Genomic DNA, 18,100 nt, shown 5'->3' on the forward strand with positions numbered 1-18,100 from the left:
CGTGGTCCAACTTCACCGCCGCGGGTCCTCAGTCCGTGTACGAGTACGTGTACCGCTTCGCTGAGTACGTGTACGGAACTCACGCCGAACGCCCGGAACTCGCGCGCGGCCTGTTCGAACTATGCCCACACCGGAGATTCCATCACTGCATCCATCGCCATCGCTCGTCACCTCGGCCGATATCCTACGTAGCCTGATGGCACACGCAACGATGCCGTCGGCCTGATTCGTCGGGCTGCGGGGACGTAGAAACCATGCGGACAATTCGCCGGCGAGAAGGATGGAGGCGAGGGGAGTTGCGGGCCCCATGCCCTCACGCCCCCAGGCCCCCGGGGCCCTCACGCCCGTCCTCAAACAAACGGTCGCCGATCCAACACCAGACGCAACGGGCGTTCCGTACGGAGCATCCCCGGCAGGGCTTGCTGCAACTCGGCCAGCGCACACACCGCACCGAAGAGCTGATGCAGATCGTTCAGGCCGTCGTCGGCGAGCGCATCGAGGCTGCACAGATAGTCCACGTACCGACGCGCGAACCGGCTCAACGCCGACCGCGCATCCGCGAACCGATGCCCGGACTGACGCAGTGCCCGGTGCAGGCAATACACCCAGTCGATCTCCGCAAAGCCCACCGTACAGCCCAGCGGCGCGAACAACCCCTCAGCCTCGATGCGCAGACACGTGTCCACCATCGCGGCGGGATAACGCAACGGCCGGCGCGCGTACTCGTGATTGAACAAGTAGTGGAACGAACCGGCCAGATGGTGAAACAGCATCGCAGCCCCGCCGGCATCGATACACCCGCGCCGCCACAATCCCGTCGCCGGGTCGGCCGCCTCCCACAACCAGGCGAAGTAAGCGTCCTCCCAGCCCGGCTCCGGTTCGCCGGCCAAACGCAGCGCCGCATACGCCCCGGCACCCTTGTGCGATTCGCCCCACGGGTTCCAGGTCCAGTCGAGTTCGTCGAGTAAGCCCCTTATTCCCTCGCAGGTCGCCAACGCAGCAAGTGCGCGCAGCGGATGCACCGGCAGCGCCTCGAACAGCTCGAGCGCCGCGACGCAATGCGCCGTCGTGTGCAGGGGATCGTGCGTCGTCTCCCGGAACAGACCGCCGGTGGCATCCTGACGCGCCTGCAGTACCCGCACCCACGCGGGCCGGTCGCCGACTTCGGGAAATCCACCGATGGTGTAGAGCACGTTCGCCGCATCGGCGCAGCCGTACTCGTTGATCCCAAGCTGACGCGAACCGCTCTCGTCCTGCCACAGCCAGCGCGCGTATGCACCCGTGTCGCCCACGGCGTGCGCCGCAACAATGGCCTCCACCCGGGAGATCAGGTCTGCGAGGGCGAACATGAGTGGGGGCTTGGGGGCCTCACGCCCTCATGCCCCCCGGCCCCCCACGCCTACGGCTTGCACAACAGCTTGTTGCCGCTGCGGTTGAAGGAGCAGTTCCCGGGGACGAATGCCGTTTCGCCGCATTCGCCCGCCGCCGCCGCCGCCTGGCCGCCGAGCACCACGATCGCCGTCACCGGCTCGTCCCCGGAGACCACCGGGTAGGCTCCGTTCTTTCCCTTCACCAGCAGCTTCACCTGCCGCGGCGCCCTGGCGCCCCGATCCCGGACTACCACCTTGACGATGCCGTTGCCGGGCGCGCCCGTCCTGTCCTGGAATGTCCACTTCGTGCCACGGCCGTTACGCGTCCAGCCCCGTGTCCCCTGCCCCGCGTACACCCCGCCCGGCAGCGTCACGTCGATCCGGGGCACCCCGGTTGCCGTCACGACCATCACCCGCGCCCCGTCGGTTTGCGGGTCGAGCGCCGCGAAGCTCGTCGACGCCGGCAGAACGAACTCGCCGCCGACGCTGACGCTATCATTGCCCGGCGTCGGGTCGGGGTCGATTCTGCCCACGGTCACCTTCGGCCTGATCGTCAGGTTGCGACCGCCGCCGACGTTGGTGCACGGATCGATGGCATCGCACAGCGTGTCGCCATCGCTGTCGGGCACCCCGCCGTCCGGCGGGCACGACGGGCTCGACCCGTCGCACGCTTCCGCCACATCGCACGGGCCCACCGCCGCCCGGCACTCGACCCCGGCGTGGCCGCCCGGATGCGTGCACGCCCCGGCGCCGTCGCACTCGTCCAGCGAACACGGGCTCGAGTCCGCCGTACACGGCGTCCCGGCGCTCACCGCGCACGTGTCCGCGTTCTCGTTGCAGACGTCGTCGCATTCAGGGCCCGCCGTGCACGGGTCGCCCGCATGGACTCCGCACGTGCCGCCCGCGCAGGTGTCGGCGCCGTTGCAGAATGCTCCGTCGTCGCACGGCGCCACGTTGGTCACGACGTAGCACCCGCTCAGACGGTCGCAGAAGTCGTTGGTGCAAGGATTTCCGTCGCTGCAACTGTCGAGTGCGCCGCAGGCGCCGCCGCCGCACGTCGAGCCGCTCGTGCACACGTTACCGTCGTCGCATGCTGTCCCGTCCGCGGCGGCCGCCTGACACGTCGCCGCACAGCAGTCGCCGCCGTCGACATTGCCGTCATCGCAGATCTCCCCGGGCTGCACGTAGCCGTCGCCGCACAGCGCGGGCATGCAGGCGTTGGTGCAGCCGTCGGCGTTGCTGGTGTTACCGTCGTCGCAGGCTTCGACCAGCGCTTCGAGCGTGCCGTCGCCGCAAACGCTGACCGTGCAATCGTTCTTACAGGCGTCGTTATTGTTCGTGTTGCCGTCGTCGCACTGTTCCGCGCCGCCGGCGTAACCATTCCCGCAGGCGCTGGGTGTGCAGGCGTTGTCGCAGCCGTCGCCGTTGACGAAGTTGCCGTCGTCGCAGGCTTCGCCGGGGTCGACGGTGCCATCGCCGCAGGACGCGATGTCGGCCACCTTCCACAGCTCGGTACCGTACGCGTCGTCGGTAGCGCTGAAGAGCACCGCCGAGCCAAGCGCGGTCAGGGACCTTGGCCAGGACGACATCGCGCCCGGTCTCACGTCCGCAACCTGCACCGTCCCCGCCGCCGTCCCGTCGCTCTTCCACAGCTCGTACCCGCTGCTCCCGTCGTTCGCCCGGAAAAACAGCGTGCCGTTCACGTTCGTCAGGTAGTCGGGATACGAGTACCCGCTGCCCGGGACGATGTCCTTCACCAGGACCGTCCCCGCCGCCGTCCCGTCGCTCTTCCACACCTCGTACCCGCTGCTCCCGTCGTCCGCCCGAAAGAACAGCGTGCCGCTCACGTTCGTCAGGTACGCGGGAGACGAGGAACCGCTGCCCGGGTTGATGTCCTTCACCTGCACCGTCCCCGCCGCCGTCCCGTCGCTCCTCCACAGCTCGGACCCGCTGATCCCGTCGTCCGCCCGGAAAAACAGCGTGCCGTTCACGTTCGTCAGGGACTCCGGAAACGAGCTCCCGCTCCAAGGGTTGATGTCCTTCACCAGCACTGTCCCCGCCGCCGTCCCGTCCGTGCGCCAGAGCTCTGTTCCAGTGGCCGGAGAGGACGCCACAAAGAAAGTGACCGGCCCGACCGGCGTTATTGACGCCGGGTTCGAGCCGCCCGAAATAACTGAACTGTCGATGTCTTTCACCAACTCCGCGGGCGCCTGCGCCCGGGCTGCCTGTACGCCCACGACGGCGGCGACCCCCACCATGACCGACGAGGTCAGCACAGACCACAGCCGCCGCATCGGCCCGGCCAACGCCATCCCCCCGGGGCCTTGCGGCCCTGCCGCCTCTGACCACATCCGTGCCGCCACACCCACACCCGCCCGCCTTCCGAGCCGAACCGCTCGTGTCACGATGGGCCCCCCTTTTCGTTATCGTCTTCTCGTCATCGGGCGTGACCCAGGTTCCGCACCGCCTCGTCGAACTGCCATATTCCAGGTCGACCTACAGTTCTGCGCGGCGGCTTCCGAGGGCGCATCGCCCGCGACCTCCCCCGTGCCGTCACTGCCGTCCTCGCCCCTGTCAGACAAGAACTCGATCATGCCCGCTGCCGTATGTTATCCCCCGCCACCCGTCAACAGCGCAGATACGGGACAACGACGGTGGGTTGCTGCGCGCAGGCACGGGGGCCTGCCGCTACGACGACGGCGGACGGCATTGCGCGGGCAGGCACGGGGGCTCAGCACCTCGCGCCCTCGGCACCTCAGGACCCCAGGACCTCAAGACCCCAGGACTCCCTTTTCACCGTCCATACACCTCACGCACCGTGCGCTCGAAGTCGAGCACGACACCAACCTCGCCGGCTTCGATGCGCATCGTGCGGGTGTTGAAGGGCGTCTGCGACCAGGGATTGTCGAAACGCGGGTATCCACTCAGCGGCTGTTCGACGCCGCGGACAACGAACGGCGCCTCCCATCCGAAGGCAATCCGTCCCTGACTGGGCGAGTCGTACTCGACGTCGTATCCCGGCGACACGCCGGCCTGCACCGGACCGCGCGACGTCACCACCACGCGACTGGCGACAATCGCCGAACGGAACGCCTCGAAACCGCCCCATTGCACCTTCCGGCCACACTCCACGATCCACACCGTATCCGCACCGCCGTCGGCGCGCATGTCGAACGGCTTCACCATACCGTTGGTCGCATACACCGCCGGATCGTACACCATGAACGTCGCCGGCCGGTGCGAGTAAAGCGCGAGGTAGCCGTCGCGAAACCGGCCGAAGGTCCACGGCCCCTCCTGCACTACTTCCTCGAAGTGATCCTGCGGGAAATAGGCGTGCGTGTACGGCTCGTAACGGAAATACGTGAACGGCTCTGGATTTCGCGGCCTGTACTGCGGCGCATAGATGTGCACCGCCACGTTCTCGTACTGCGCCGAACGCGGCATGCTCGCCTCGCCGTTCCAGTATCCGCCGTCCTCGGAATCGTCGAGCCAATCGGTCGAGCGCGCCAACGGCCGGAACGGGTGGTTGGTAAAGGCTATCGCATTGGCATCGAAGGTCGCCTGCCACGAGTGATACTGCGCGCCGAAACGGCCCTTCCGGTAGTCGATCGCACTGGACAGGATGTAATCCGGCGTGCGGTACGTATACGTGTTGACTTCCTTCAGCAGCGCGAAGCTCAGGAAAGCGCCATAACGCAGCGCCAGGCCCTGCGCGAACTCGATATCCCCCGCAAGGTCCCGGAAGCCGATGAACGGCGCGAAGTTCGTCGTCTCCCAGAGGTTGTATTGCTCCATCGTTTGAACCGTGAGCGGCACCACCGGCCAGGTCGTGATCGCTCCGATACTCCACCACACCGACAAATCCTCGGGATCCGTGAAGGAGAATTCGTACGGTGCCCGCGGCGTCCGGTCGTAAGGGCCGTCTTCCTGAATGTCGATGCTCATCCTTTCCCGATCGACGAAAGACTGCGGGCTACGCGCGACGCGCAGAATCGCCTCCGGCACCCGATACCGCCGTGCGCGCGCCAGCAGCACGGCATCCGCGTGGGAGATCGACTGATACGGGTACTCGGTCGTATCGAACAACATCTTCGTGGCGCCCCACGTGTCCTCCGTGAGCGAGGTCATCTTGTCCTTCTTGTACGACCGCCCGTGGGTCACCCCGAAGGCCGCGCGTTGCGTGTGCAGCGCCAGGTCGAACAGGAGCACATCGAGCACCATGGCCGCTCGCGTCGCGATCGCCGGGTCCTGGGCATACTCGGCCAACGTCAGCAGGGGGGTGAGGTCTTTCTGGTAGTACACGTTCGAATGCCACTCGCTGAACCCGAACCGCGCGCGGATGTCGAACCAGCGCAGGAGCTTGCCGCGCGCGTGAGCGAGGTGCTCGCGACCGCTCTTACCGTCGGACGAGAACACCCGGTCCGGGTATGTCTGGCCCATGAGATACTCGATGGCGTGGTAAAGGATCTCGTGGTTTTCGGTCCAGTAGTACGAGTTGTCGAGCATCCCCGCCGGCGTCGGCTCGGTGTACCAGAACTTGAACGCCACCAGCGCCGCCTCGACCTTGTCGACGAGCGCCCGCGGCAGGGCCGGGTGCTCGCGGTACCCGAGCAACAGGTTCAGCAGGTACGTCGCATCGAAGTCGCGCGTATCTTCGAGCGCCGCCATCTTGGCGAACTGCCGATCCCAGGCATCGACGGGGATTGCGTCGCGCGGCGCCGTGTAGGGCGGATCGAGACGCTCCCGCTCCAGGTGCGCGATCACGTTCAGGGGGTTGCCGGCCGCAAAGGACGCGGTCGCGAAGCGCAAGTAATCGATACTGCGCGCCCGCATGTAAGCCGGATCGACGTATCCGTCGACAGTCGCGGTCGACGCCCCGGGCGGACTCACGCCGTCGTTGTCTCCGCACGCGGCGACAAACGCAAGCAGCACGAGGATGCCCCACAATCGCGGGTTCCGGAACTCAACTCGAAATCGCACCATGACGAAGGCAGCCTATATTGCCGCGCCGCCGAAGTCCCGCCCATTTTCGCGCTCCGCCCGCGGGATTCCCTCGCCCCCCCGGGGCGCTCCTCGCCTCCCTCAACCCGCCACAAACGGGCGCACGCGTTCGGCATAAACTCGTTCGGGATCGTCGATCAGGCCGAGCCGCGTTGCGCAGTCGAACAGCAGGATGCGGTCGCTCTGGGGCCGCCGCGGCGCGCGGGGATGGATGGCATCGCACTCGAGGGCGCCGGCGATGTGGAGAAACTGCGCCGCGGCGTGCTTGTACGCCGGCACGGGAGCGCGGAAGCCGACGTTGCCGAGGTGCTGCAAGGCATCGTTGAGCCCAAGGAACGCGACATCGCCAGCGGCGAGGGCACGATCGCGCGCCGCAAACGCGTCCGGGGCAAAGGTCGACAGCCCGAGCAGGTAGTCGCTGCCGTAAGCGACCAGATCGATGGCAAGGTCGTTGCCCGTGTAAATGCGGAAGTCGGGACGCAGCCGGTCGCGCGCCGCCAGCCGCCGCAGCTCCGTGGCACGGTCCAGCGAAGAATGCTTGGCGCCGACGAGCGCGGGTATCTCGATCACGAGGCGAAAGGTTTCTTCGTCCCAGATCTCGCCGTGCGGCGCGAACACCGGACCCAGTTCGAACGCCACGGCGCGCTCCGTCGGCGCGACAATGGCGCGGTACAGCGCCGCCTTTTCCGGGGCGCCGAGGCCGTGCATGGCGCGGCATTGGACAATGACGGGAATCGCCTCGCGCCGCAGGATGGCCGCGATCGCCCGGTGGTAACCCGCCACGGGGTCGCTGCGGTCCGAATCCGTATACGCCCCGGCATAAAACGGCACACCCGCACCGAGGACGCGCCGCGTCGTATCCAGAACAGCCTCTCGCTCCGCCTCGGTGAGCAAGTCGCCGAAGCCCGTGTCCATGTTGACGGCAACGTCCAGACCGGCGGCGCGGGTCCGCACCAGATGCCTTGCGAAGGCCGCCCAGTCGATACTCCCCCCCGGTTCGTACGGCAACAGCACCGCCGAAATACCGTGCACCCGGCGGGTCGCCAGACGGGAGAAAGCTGCGGAGAGAGCGGTCACCGAATCCATCCGAGGATCAGCGGAACGGCTCGCCCTGACTAACCACGAGGCGTGACCGACACCCGACGCCACCCCTGCAACCGTATTCGTGTCCGTGACCGTACGGATCCATTCGCCGCGGTCCCTTATCGCCTTGCCCTGACGTATCCGCGCAAATTGCCGTAATACGGATCGAGCGGGTAGCAACCCGACACGAAGCCCCGGCGAGGAGCCGAGGTGCAGTCGCTGAACGTGCGGCAAAGGCGCTTACGATCCAGCGGCCGGCCGGCGAGCACATCGGCCGGCATTTCCGGGTAAGACAGCACCAGTCGTCCGAGGCCGACAGCGTCGCACCACCCTTCGCGGACGCAAGCCTGCGCAACGTGCGGTATGAATTCCTGGAGATAAGTCCACCCCGTCGACACGACCGTCATCTCGCGCGCCGCAACCTTGACGCGCCGCGCCGCGTCCAACAACCGCGCCACACCGACCAACGGATCCTCCGGCGGCGCGTAGCCGTCGCAAGGCGGAAACAACGCCGGACGCTGCAAGTGCGGGACGTAGTACGGACTGCCGGCGGTAACGTTGAGCAGACGGATTCCCGCTGCGCGGAGCTGACCGACAACCGCCAGCGGTTCATCCCAATCGATCGTCGTGGGCTGGCGCACATCCACGCCGAAGCCGAATGGATACGGGGCCGGATAGTCCACCGGCACACCCGGCCCGAGTCGGCCGCCGGCGCCGACTTCTGCCGGTCGGTGCGGCACGGCGTCGAAGACCGACAATCGCACCGCAATGCCGATCCGGGGCGCGGCGGTCCGCACCGCGCCGACGATTTCGTGCAGCAACCGTGTCCGCTCTCCCAGCCTCGTTCCGCCGTAAGCGCCGCTTCGCGTTCGCGCCGCCAGGAACTCGTGCAGCAGGTAACCGTGGCAGTGCTTTATATCGACGAAGTCGAACCCTTCCTCCTGCGCCAGCCGTGCCGCCGCCGCGAAATCCCCTATCAATATTCCGACCTCGTCATCCGACAACACGGCAGTATCGTCGTGTACACCGACGCGCGCATCGAGCAACGGGTGCCGAAACGCGACTCTCGGCGCCGGCATCCCGAGCGGGCCCCGCCCGGGCGCACCGGCGCCATCGCTCAGGTCAGCTTCGGGTCCGGGGCACGCAACCCGGACCTGCGGCACCCGCGCCCATCTGCCACTGTGCGTGAGCTGCAATCCGATCACGGGTTCCGGGTGACCGGCCTCCCGTGCGGTGGCCAGCACCAGCTTCCGCAGCGACCCGATTGCCGATGCCGTGGCCTCGTTGAGCAGTAGTTGGTGCGGATTGGCGCGCCCGTCGGCGCGAACCGCAACCGCCTCGCCGCCCCAGATCAGGCCCGCGCCGGAGCGTCCGAAGTTGCCCCAACGCCGCCGCGTGAGATCGGACGGCAAGCCGTCCTCGGTGCCGTCCCAACCTTCCATCGGTTGCACCACGAAACGGTTGGCGGCGCTCGCCGTTCGCCCCGGCAGCGCTACGGCGAGCGGCGCCGCCAGCGGCGAGGCGGGCGCGGACTGCGCGGCGTCGTCGCACGGCAGGTCGGCACCCAGCGCGGCGCACCGCGCCCGGAACCTGGCGACGGTGCGTAACGCGGCAAGGCGGGGAAACGTCATGACGCCGGCGGCTCGCCCCCCGGCGCATACTCGACGACCGTGTCCGGCATGCCGCCCCTCCCCGCTCAAGTTCGCGCCAGCACGGCGCGCACGAAGGCCACGTCGGCGGCGAGCTTTTCCTCCACCGAGCGCGCGTCGGCGGCGAGGAACTCGATCGTCATCGGGCCAGCGTACCCCGCCCGCACGGCGGCAGGAAGGATGGCCCCGTAGTCGAGCACGCCATCGGCCAGCGAACCGCCCGGAAACAACGGTCCGCCGGCGTCCGGATTCGGCTGGTAGTTCTTCAGATGAAAGTACCGGGCGTAGCGCACCAGTCTTGCGGCATCCTCGGGTTGCTCGGCCACGGCCTCGGGCGGAAGGAAGTCGAGAACCTGGTAGTTCAACGCCACGTTCGGCCGGTCGATCGCGTCGAGGAGATGAGCAATGCGTTCCGGCGTGTCGGCGAACGAGCCAAGATGGCGCTCGATGACGACGGCGATGCCCGCAGGCCGGGCCGCGTCGCAGGCAGCCCGCATCAGACCGACGACCGGCGTCACGTCGGCCGGAGCCTCATCGAGCGGCTCCGCCCACACCCGTAACAGCGGCGCTCCGAGCGCCTCGGCGATCGCTGCCTCGCGACGCGCGTGCGCGGGTGTGGTCCGCCCGAAGCGCCCGAGGTAGGAACCGTACGCGATCACTTCGATGCCCGCCGCCCGCACGGCCGCCCCGGCCGCGCGGGCCAGCCCCGCGTCCGCATCCGGATCGAGGTGGGGCGGATGGGCGGAAACCTCAAGCCCATCGAGACCCGCACCCGCCGCTACCGCCGCCGCCTCGGCCAGCGACCGGTCCAGGGCGGAGATGGAACAGAAGCCGATTTTCATGCCCCCCACCTCAACACAGATGAACGCAAATCGCCAGTTGTCGCCGGTCCAGGTACGCGTAACCGGTGCGGAATGCGCTCACGCGTCACGCCCGGCGAGCGCAGGAACGGCGCGTTGGCGCCATGACCGACCTGCCGGCCGGGCGACTACGCGATTTTGGACAAATCGTCGCGTCCAATACCGTGGCGAAACGGTTCGCCCCGCGCCAGGCGCTCGATCTCGTCGATGGCGAGATCGGTCATGCGCTGGGTCTCCGTACCCATGGCCCCCGCGATGTGCGGGGTGACGAACACGTTTGGCAGATCGTATAACGGCGAGTCCTCGGCGAGCACTTCCGGCTCGGTGGTATCGAGGATGGCGTCTATGCGTCCGCGTTCCAATTCCTCGCGCAGCGCAACGTGATCCACCAGCCAACCGCGCGCCGTGTTGATCAGCACCGCCCCGTCGCGCAGGAGCGTCAGGCGGCGCCGATCGATCAGATGGCGCGTCTCCGGTAACGCCGGCGCGTGCAGCGATACGACGTCGGCCGTCCGCAGCAGGTCATCGAGCCCAACCGCCGTAACCCCGAGATCGGCCGCCCGAGCGCCAGTAAGAAAAGGATCGTAGACGTGCACACTGAAGTCGAAGGGACGCAACAGTTCGATGACGCGCCGGCCGATGTGCGACGCACCGACGATACCCACCACCTTGCGGTAGTTGCCCAGACCCGGAAACTCGGCCGGCCACCAGCGAAACCCGCGCACTTCGCGGTAGCGGCGGTGCAACGGCAACACCTTCTTCCCGGCGAACAGGATGGCCGCCAGAGTGAACTCGGCCACCGGGATCGCATTGGCCGCCGCCGCCGAAGTGACCAGCAAGCCGCGCTCCCAGCACGCTTCGGTGACGTGCTGCTTCACGGTACCGGCAGCATGCACGATCGCACGCAACCGCGGGGCACGATCCAGCACCGCCGCATCGATAGGCGGGCATCCCCAACTCGTCAGCAGAACATCGGCCATCGGCAGAAGCCGGTGAGCCCGTTCGTCTTCGAAGGCAACCAACGGCTCGCGGTCGGGCACGGTGCCTGCGGATTCCAACCGCCGCCACTGCACCGGCGTGAACAGATCGGCAGTAAACATTGGCACCATCGCCAGGACAACCGTCGGACGTTCGGGCATGTGTAGAGAGTTCCATCTCTACTCCGGGCCGGTCAACCGGAAACCAATGCCAACGAGCGACGACAAACCCAATACAGGCTGGAGGTGCGCAAATGGAGTTGCGGGCACCAGCCCGCGCCGAGGCTCGGCGTATCGAATCGTGTTGTCAAAACCGTTTGCCAACTGTTGCCACACGCGCGCCCGGTGATATGAACCCGGGCATGGACACGCGCGAACGTATCATCGAACTCGTGAGTCGCCTCCAGGAGGCGAGATCCAACGTGCAGCAACTTGAAGCGCAACTCGATGCTCTGTTGCCCGTCCGCCGACCCGGCAGGCCTCCTCGCGTGCCGGCCGCGGCGGCGGTGCCCGCAGTGGGTCGACTCGCGGGCCGGCGGGCTCGGGCGGGCAGCCTCGCCAGCCGCGTGGTCGAACTGCTCGAGTCGGCCCCGGACGAGACCTTCCGAGTGCCCGAGGTTGCCGCCCGGCTCGGGATTTCGAACATCCGCTCGTTGCGTGCGACGGTGATGCGTCTGGCTTCGAGGCGAAAGATCCGCCGCCAACGCCGCGGCCGCTATCAGGCCGTGCCTGCCGGCGGCCGTCGTCGCGCCGCCCAGCGGCCGTAAGCCGGGCGGGCAGCGCCACCGCGCGCCGGACTGCCTCCCTTACCGGCCGTTACGCCCGTTCGCTTGGACGAAACACGGCGAACGCGGTGGTGTAACCGTGCACGTGAGTGGTTCCCCCGACCGGACCGATCTCGCCGTTGCCGAAGAAACCGGCGAGAGCGAGGTCGCCCACGAAGCGACGGAACAACTCGCTGTCGTGATCCGGGCGGCCGTAGAGCTGTACGCCGCGCCCGAGGCACGAAAACATCAATGCGCCGGCCGGCCGCGTCGCGGGCTTGCGGGCGCTATAGCTGGCCAGCAGCGTCTCGAGGTCGGCTGCCGACGTCGCCCGATCGCGCAGGTGGAACTGGACCACCGAGTTCTCCCGCGCCACCGCGCCGACCGCCACCGCGCCGCGACTGGCATCGGCACCGGTAAGCGTACGAATCAGGAAATCCCCCTGGCGGTACTGCTCCAGGTGATCGGTCATGACCACCCCGAGAAAGAGCGAGTCCCGCGCCAGCTTCTGGTCGGCCGCCGGCAGTTGCTCGTACACCTCGCGGAGGACATCGATGGCCGGCCGGCCGTCGAGCTCGAGCAGGAGGTTATCCTCGCTGCGCGTCACGAACATCGGATGCCCGACCGGTCGGCAACCCTGCGCCACGATCGTATCGACAACCAGGTCGCCGCTGAGTGCGACCCCCACCATACCCGACCGATACGCTCGGCCATCCAGATACAGCACGTGCTGGCCGGCCTCCCGGCCGCCGCTGGCCAGACCGCCCACCTTGCGGCCGAGCGGGTACGCACGGTCGAGACCTCGCAGCGCGGCCCCGGAATCGCACGTGAACGGGTCGGCAATCAAAACGAAGTGCGCCGCCGCATCGGGCGGGACGCCCACGCGTTGCACCCACGCAGCGGGATTCTCCGGGCCGGGCAGATCGGGACCGTCGATGCAAAGCGGCCGCAGCTCGACGCGGGGCAATACCGCGGCGGCGATCGCAAGACCGCTCTCGAGCTCGACCTCGCGCCCCCCGCCGATCACGCCCCCGGCGGCACAGCCGATCGTAACGCGCGCCGACAAGCGCGCCGCGACAAGATCGGCGACGCGGTCCAGCCGGGCACGGTGATGCGTGGTCGGAAAGACGACCGCCAGGTCCGCCCCCGACGTACCCAGTTGCGCGCGCACCGCCGCACAGCACTCGTCGACCGCCGCCGCGACCGATCCTTCCACCGACAGAGCGGACGCCCAACGCATCGGATGTGCCGGCGCGGCGGCAGACCTCCGCGCCACGGCCGCTACGCGCGCACTCACCAACACACCATCGTCAGGTTACCGTCCCGCTGCGCGCACCGATACCCTGGGCGCAGACCCGACGCCTCGGGCCCACCGGTACCGTCCGGCGGCGTCTCGGACGGCAAGAACGGGGGGTTGGGAGTGTTGCGGAAGACCAGATAGGCACCGAGCGCCACGAAGGCCACGTAGGCCGCGATCGACGAAATCACCAGAACGGCGACATCCGCAGCCTCGGCTCGCCGGGGGGTAACCACCCCTGCGCAGAGGAGCGTCACAATCGTCATCACGGCCATCGCACGTCTGATTCTCATCTCGGGTCCTCGCCCTCACAATGCCCGGGTACAGCTCGGGAGGCTAGTACGCGGTCGATGGTGAGTCCAGCCAAAACCCCCGCTCGGCACGGCGCCGACAGGGCGGCTCCACCTGCGGCGCCCCCCCGGACTTGCGGCCGCCGGCGCGTACCGGATGCACCCACGGATCGGGGCAACACATTGCCCCGCCGCTTCTTATCCGTTGGAATTCGCCGCCCGAGGCGATAATCACCCCGTAACAGCCTCGCAACATCTCGCGATCTGGAGTGAAAACATGCACAAGATTCGACTCGCCGCAGTGTGTCCGGTTGCCCTGGCCGTCGTGCTCGCGGGCTGTGGCGACGACGATGGCGTCCCCCCACCCGGCGGGTCGCCCTCGCCACTCGCACCCGCAATCGCGGCGCCGGCCGAGAACGAAACCGTCGGCACCTTCGCGTTCTCGATCCGCATCGTGCTGCCGGAAGGTCGGTTCGACCCCGCCACGCTGGAGGTCCAACTCAACGGTGCGCCTGTCTCGGTGACAGGCGGACCCACCGACTTCACGGCTTCGATCGACGCCGGCCCCCCGCTGCGCGACGACAACGTCCTGCTGGCAAGTGCGCTACTGACCGACGGGAGCGGCTCGCCGGTATCGACCCGAACGTTTCGCTACCTGCCGCCAAAGGCCCGCGCCCGCAGGATCACCGATCCGGCCGACCTCGTCCGCGGTCCGCTGGCGCACGGCACCGCCGGCGACTACCTGCTCGAAAACACTCGCGCTCGCTTCGTTGTCCAGGACGCCCCCAAGCGCGACCTCTACAGTGTCGGCGCCTTCGGCGGCAACCTCATCGACGCCGAGTTGGTCGACCGGCCGGGCACCGACAACTTCCTCGAGATCCAGCCGGCCGTGAACATCGAAACCGTCATCAACGCCCAGACCGTCGAGATCGTCAACGACGGCCAGGACGGCCTCGCGGCGGTGGTTCGAACCTGCGGGCCGGACGACATCCTCGACTTCGTCAACCCGTCTACCGTCATCGAAGACAACGGCATGCCCTTCCCCGCCGCGGCCGACGACCGCGACTACGAAGTCGAGGGCTGCACGGAGTACGCCCTCGAGCCGGGCACGGCGGCGGTTCGTATGACGACCACACTCTTCAACAATGAAGATGAGGACCGCGGTTTTCTGGTCGGCGACTTCCTGAACGCCTCCGGCGAGCTGGAGCAGTGGACGACGTCCGGGGGCGGGATCGGCGAACTGCTGACCAGCCCGCTCGGCCTGATGAGCTACATCGGTTACGGAGAAGCGACCGGGGTCGACTATGCGCTCGTGCCGCTGCCCATCGTCGGGTCGTCCATCCCCCGCTCGACGTTCTTCAGCACCAGCGGCGTGTCCTACGTGATGCAGAGCAACTCGATCGTCACGGTACTGCTCGGCGGTCCGCCGACTTTCGTGGTCCCCGCCGGCGGCAGCCACTCCTACACCCGCTACTTCGGCGTCGGCGACGGCAGCGGCGGCAACGCCGTCGCCCTCGAAGCCGCCGTCAAGGGCACCGTCACCGGAACCATACGCGGCTGTGTAACCGCGGGCGGGGTTCCCGCGGTCGGCGCGCGGGTGGCGGTGCTGCAGCGCGGACTGGCGTCGCAGTTCGTCACCGGCCTGGACGGCTGCTATGGCGGCGCCATCGCACCGGGCAACTACCGCGTCGCCGCCGCGTTGCGCGGTTTCCCTTACGAGGGCGGCGGTTCCGAACCGATCTTGCACGCGGTCGCCGTCGCCGCCGCGGCGGTGACCGTGCAGGACATCGCGTTGCCGGCTACCGGTCGGCTGCGGGTGCGGATTACGGCTCCGACCGGCGCACCGCTGCCGGCGCGCGTCAGTGTGGTCGGTTTCGATCCGAGCCCCGAGGCCACCATTCCGGTCACCGGATTACTGGGCACGGACCTCACCGGGGTGTTCAACGATGCCACCCGCGATGCGGTCCCGTTCGGTTTGGTCTGGCTGACTTACGCCGGCGCCGACGGTCTGGCGGAGTTCGACATCGAACCCGGCACCTACGACGTGGTGGTCTCCCGTGGCAGCGAGTACTCGACTTCGACCACCCGCGTCACCGCGGCGGCCGGTGCGCTGACGACGGTCGACGCTCGGCTGGCCCGGGTGATCGATACCCGCGGCTTCGTATCCTCCGATTTTCACGTTCACGGCATCAATAGCGCCGACTCGCGGGTCAGCCATACCGACCGAGCCATGCAATTCGCGGGCGAAGGGGTCGAAAACATCATCATGACCGACCATCACGCCCACACCGACCTGATGCCTGGGATTGCCGACCTCGGCCTCGAGAGTTTCGTGCGCGCCACCATCGGCGAGGAGATCACCACCTGGGACTACGGGCATTTCAACGCCTATCCGCTGCTCGTCGATCCGACGCGGCCGTCGCGGGGCTCGACCGACTGGGCGGTTGGCGCCCCAGCCGGCAGAGACTTCCCCGCTTACGGCTCCTACAGTCTGCCGCCGGCGGCCATCGCGGCCCTGGCGACGACGGGCCCGACGAGCACGAACGAGACCACGATCCAGATCAATCACATCGACAGCTTCTTCGCGCCGCTGCGCATCGACACCACGCTGGTACCGCCGCGCACCGCCCTCTCCCCGGCGAACCGGCAGCGCATCCGCCTCGATCCCGACGGCGGCGAATTGTTCCACCACTTCCCGGCGCTCGAGCTGTGGAACGGTGCCGGACGAGGAGCGCAGAGGGAGTTCCTGCAAGACCGTATCGGCATCTGGATGAATCACCTCAACCAGGGTCTGCTGACCACGGCGATCGCCGACACCGACACGCACGACTTCCGCAACCTGAGCACCGCCGGCGCCCGCACGTGGACCGCATCGTCGACCGACGATCCGGCGGCGATCGACCCGCGGCAGGTGGCAGGTGCCGTGCGGGCGGGCAAAGCCGTCGGCGGACAGGGCGTCTACGTCCAGACGCGGTTGCGGGCGGCGGACGGTTCCGGCGGCGTAGCGGATTTCGGCATGGATGGGACTACGCTCGTGCGGAGCGCCACCGGAGCGCTCGATCTCGACATCGTCGCGCAGGCTCCCCGGTGGGCACCGTACGACCGCATCGAGGTGTACGCCAACGCCGCCACCGTACCGGCACGGTGGGTGGATGAAGTGCCGGTGCTGTTCGGCGCCGAACCAACTCTGTCACTCGAGGCCGGCTCCGATTTCGCGATCGAGGTCGTCGATGTCGAGCCCGCCGTGCCGGGTGCGGAGCGTTACGAGACTCGGCTGACGCTGCCCTTCACGGGCCTCGACGCGGACACCTGGTTCGTCGTTGTTGTCAGGGGCACCGAAGACGTATCCCCGCCGATGTTCCCGGTAATGGCGCTCGATCTGGAACGCGGGTCGAACGAGACCCTCGATGATCTGATTGACGGAAATCTGGGAGAGCGAGGCGTGCTGGCGTTGGGATTCACCAACGCCCTTTATGCGGACGTCGACGGCGCGCCCGGATTCCACGCCCCCCGGGCCCCGTGAGGCGAACTTTGCGCTGCGCCTTCGCAGGCCTCGCGCTGGCCGCAAGCGCGGCGCTCCCGCTGGCGGCGGCGGCCGTCGAGCCCGCGTACGGGGGTCGGCTGCTCCCGGCGGCGGAGACCGCTGTCGCCACCGTCACCGGGCGCATCGGAGGGGTAACGCGCGTGGACCGGCACGGCTTCGCGGCGACGCTGACGGTCGAGCGGGTGCTTGCCGGAACGGCGAATCCGACCGTGCCTTTGCGTATCGCGTGGGAGGAGCTGTCGCCGGCGCGACCGCCGCGTTTTAGGGATGGCGATCCGGTGCTGCTCGCGCTCGCGCCGCTGCCGAGCGGTTCGTTGTGGCAGCAGCGCTTTCCGGTCGCCCCGGATCGGCCCGTCCTCGTCGTTGCCGCCGCGGGAGACGCTTTCCTGGTCAAGCCGGACAATGCAACCATCGCCGTCCTGTCCGAGTTCCTCGCCATGCAACCCGCCGAACGGAACGGCGCGATAGGGGTCGAGGCCCTCGCGCGGCTCGCCGCCGGAGGCAACACCGCGGTCGCCGCAACGGCGATAACGCGGCTCGACGCCGTGCCGGAGCTCGGCGCGCGCGTTGGCCCGGGTGCCGCCGCTGCTCTGGCACGTGGGCTCGAACGCGACGTTCCGGGCCTGCAACGGGGTATCCTCAAGCTGGCGGCGCAGCACCGAATCGCCGCCTTGCGTCCCGCCGTTCATGGCACCGCCCGTCGCGGTTCGTCGTTGGAGGCGCCGGCGCTGGTCGCGCTGGCCGATCTCGACGGCGGCCTCCCCCGCTCCCGGGTCGAGGCGTTGCTGCGCCGCCGCGAGGCAGACGTGCGCGCCGCCGCCGCGTATGCCGCGCGAGACCCGGCCCTGGAGCCGCGCCTCGTTGGTCTCGTGGAGCACGATCGGGACCCGGCGGTTCGCGCGGCCGCCAGCGCAGCAGTGCTCCGCCTCGGTGGGATCGCTGCGCTCGGCAAGGTCGCCCCTGCCCTGGCCGACCGGCGGCCGGCGGTGCGAACCGCCGCCGCGTTGGCCGCGGCCGGGCTCGGCCCGACAGCTATCGCACCGCTGCTCGACCTTGCCCAGCGGCAACCGCGCACCGCCGCGGCCGTTGTAGCCGCTCTTGAAGCGATCGGGCCCGAGGCTGTCCCGGCCCTGCACACGCTCGCGGCCACCCACCCCGACGCCGGGGTCCGCCACCTCGCCAACCTCGCCCTCGGCCGCGCCGGCACCGCACATTGATCCAGTTATCCCCGGAACGGTTAGCCGGGACGAGACGCGCACCCTTCC

Annotated in this window: 13 protein-coding genes; 4 read left to right on the plus strand and 9 right to left on the minus strand. The window is 68.4% G+C overall.

Going from position 1 to position 18,100, the window contains the following annotated elements; translation table 11 throughout:
- The coding region (locus tag L6Q96_14985) for a hypothetical protein (protein MCK6555860.1) at positions 1-197 on the plus strand (197 nt) is incomplete at its 5' end.
- Between the two features lie 153 nt (positions 198-350).
- Here L6Q96_14985 and L6Q96_14990 read toward each other — a convergent pair.
- The 7 genes from L6Q96_14990 to L6Q96_15020 form a co-directional block, all read right to left on the minus strand.
- Positions 351-1,349: a hypothetical protein gene (locus L6Q96_14990; GenBank protein ID MCK6555861.1), complete on the minus strand. Its 999-nt coding sequence runs from the start codon at positions 1,347-1,349 to the stop codon at positions 351-353.
- A 50-nt stretch (positions 1,350-1,399) separates the two neighbouring features.
- Complete coding sequence (locus L6Q96_14995; protein MCK6555862.1) at positions 1,400-3,682, minus strand: DUF4215 domain-containing protein; 2,283 nt, start codon at positions 3,680-3,682, stop codon at positions 1,400-1,402.
- Between the two features lie 481 nt (positions 3,683-4,163).
- A complete protein-coding gene (locus L6Q96_15000) occupies positions 4,164-6,353 on the minus strand; it encodes a hypothetical protein (protein MCK6555863.1) in 2,190 nt (729 codons plus the stop codon).
- A gap of 99 nt (positions 6,354-6,452) precedes the next feature.
- Positions 6,453-7,448, minus strand: coding sequence for a dihydrodipicolinate synthase family protein (locus L6Q96_15005; protein MCK6555864.1), 996 nt, complete (start codon positions 7,446-7,448; stop codon positions 6,453-6,455).
- 125 nt (positions 7,449-7,573) lie between these two features.
- Entirely contained in the window at positions 7,574-9,085 is a 1,512-nt protein-coding gene (locus L6Q96_15010; GenBank protein ID MCK6555865.1) for an NADH:flavin oxidoreductase, read from the minus strand.
- A 65-nt stretch (positions 9,086-9,150) separates the two neighbouring features.
- Complete coding sequence (locus L6Q96_15015) at positions 9,151-9,945, minus strand: sugar phosphate isomerase/epimerase (protein MCK6555866.1); 795 nt, start codon at positions 9,943-9,945, stop codon at positions 9,151-9,153.
- A 146-nt stretch (positions 9,946-10,091) separates the two neighbouring features.
- Positions 10,092-11,102 (minus strand): hydroxyacid dehydrogenase, encoded by a 1,011-nt coding sequence (locus L6Q96_15020; GenBank protein MCK6555867.1) that lies wholly within the window; start codon positions 11,100-11,102, stop codon positions 10,092-10,094.
- A gap of 200 nt (positions 11,103-11,302) precedes the next feature.
- Here L6Q96_15020 and L6Q96_15025 point away from each other — a divergent pair, with 200 nt between their 5' ends.
- The gene (locus L6Q96_15025) at positions 11,303-11,707 is read left to right on the plus strand and encodes a hypothetical protein (protein MCK6555868.1); all 405 of its coding nucleotides are present in this window, start codon (positions 11,303-11,305) and stop codon (positions 11,705-11,707) included.
- Between the two features lie 49 nt (positions 11,708-11,756).
- On the opposite strand, the gene L6Q96_15030 is transcribed toward L6Q96_15025, so the two are convergent.
- Together L6Q96_15030 and L6Q96_15035 are read right to left on the minus strand one after the other, a co-directional pair.
- Positions 11,757-13,001 (minus strand): FIST C-terminal domain-containing protein, encoded by a 1,245-nt coding sequence (locus L6Q96_15030; GenBank protein MCK6555869.1) that lies wholly within the window; start codon positions 12,999-13,001, stop codon positions 11,757-11,759.
- Positions 12,998-13,294: a hypothetical protein gene (locus tag L6Q96_15035; protein MCK6555870.1), complete on the minus strand. Its 297-nt coding sequence runs from the start codon at positions 13,292-13,294 to the stop codon at positions 12,998-13,000. Before L6Q96_15035 ends, L6Q96_15030 begins: the two co-directional genes overlap by 4 nt.
- 274 nt (positions 13,295-13,568) lie before the next feature.
- Here L6Q96_15035 and L6Q96_15040 point away from each other — a divergent pair, with 274 nt between their 5' ends.
- Together L6Q96_15040 and L6Q96_15045 are read left to right on the plus strand one after the other, a co-directional pair.
- Entirely contained in the window at positions 13,569-16,814 is a 3,246-nt protein-coding gene (locus tag L6Q96_15040) for a hypothetical protein (GenBank protein MCK6555871.1), read from the plus strand.
- Complete coding sequence (locus tag L6Q96_15045) at positions 16,811-18,052, plus strand: hypothetical protein (protein MCK6555872.1); 1,242 nt, start codon at positions 16,811-16,813, stop codon at positions 18,050-18,052. The genes L6Q96_15040 and L6Q96_15045 overlap by 4 nt, the downstream gene beginning before the upstream one ends.
- Positions 18,053-18,100: the final 48 nt, after the last annotated feature.

The organism is Candidatus Binatia bacterium (assembly GCA_023150935.1).
Taxonomy (GTDB): domain Bacteria; phylum Desulfobacterota; class Binatia; order HRBIN30; family HRBIN30; genus JAKLJW01.

Excerpts from the sequence above, each read along its gene's own strand:
- L6Q96_14990 (MCK6555861.1), bottom strand. The coding sequence starts at position 1,349 with ATGTTCGCCCTCGCAGACCTGATCTCCCGGGTGGAGGCCATTGTTGCG.
- L6Q96_14995 (MCK6555862.1), bottom strand. The coding sequence starts at position 3,682 with ATGGCGTTGGCCGGGCCGATGCGGCGGCTGTGGTCTGTGCTGACCTCG.
- L6Q96_15000 (MCK6555863.1), bottom strand. The coding sequence starts at position 6,353 with ATGGTGCGATTTCGAGTTGAGTTCCGGAACCCGCGATTGTGGGGCATC.
- L6Q96_15010 (MCK6555865.1), bottom strand. The coding sequence starts at position 9,085 with ATGACGTTTCCCCGCCTTGCCGCGTTACGCACCGTCGCCAGGTTCCGG.
- L6Q96_15015 (MCK6555866.1), bottom strand. The coding sequence starts at position 9,945 with ATGAAAATCGGCTTCTGTTCCATCTCCGCCCTGGACCGGTCGCTGGCC.
- L6Q96_15020 (MCK6555867.1), bottom strand. The coding sequence starts at position 11,102 with ATGCCCGAACGTCCGACGGTTGTCCTGGCGATGGTGCCAATGTTTACT.
- L6Q96_15025 (MCK6555868.1), top strand. The coding sequence starts at position 11,303 with ATGGACACGCGCGAACGTATCATCGAACTCGTGAGTCGCCTCCAGGAG.
- L6Q96_15035 (MCK6555870.1), bottom strand. The coding sequence starts at position 13,294 with ATGAGAATCAGACGTGCGATGGCCGTGATGACGATTGTGACGCTCCTC.
- L6Q96_15040 (MCK6555871.1), top strand. The coding sequence starts at position 13,569 with ATGCACAAGATTCGACTCGCCGCAGTGTGTCCGGTTGCCCTGGCCGTC.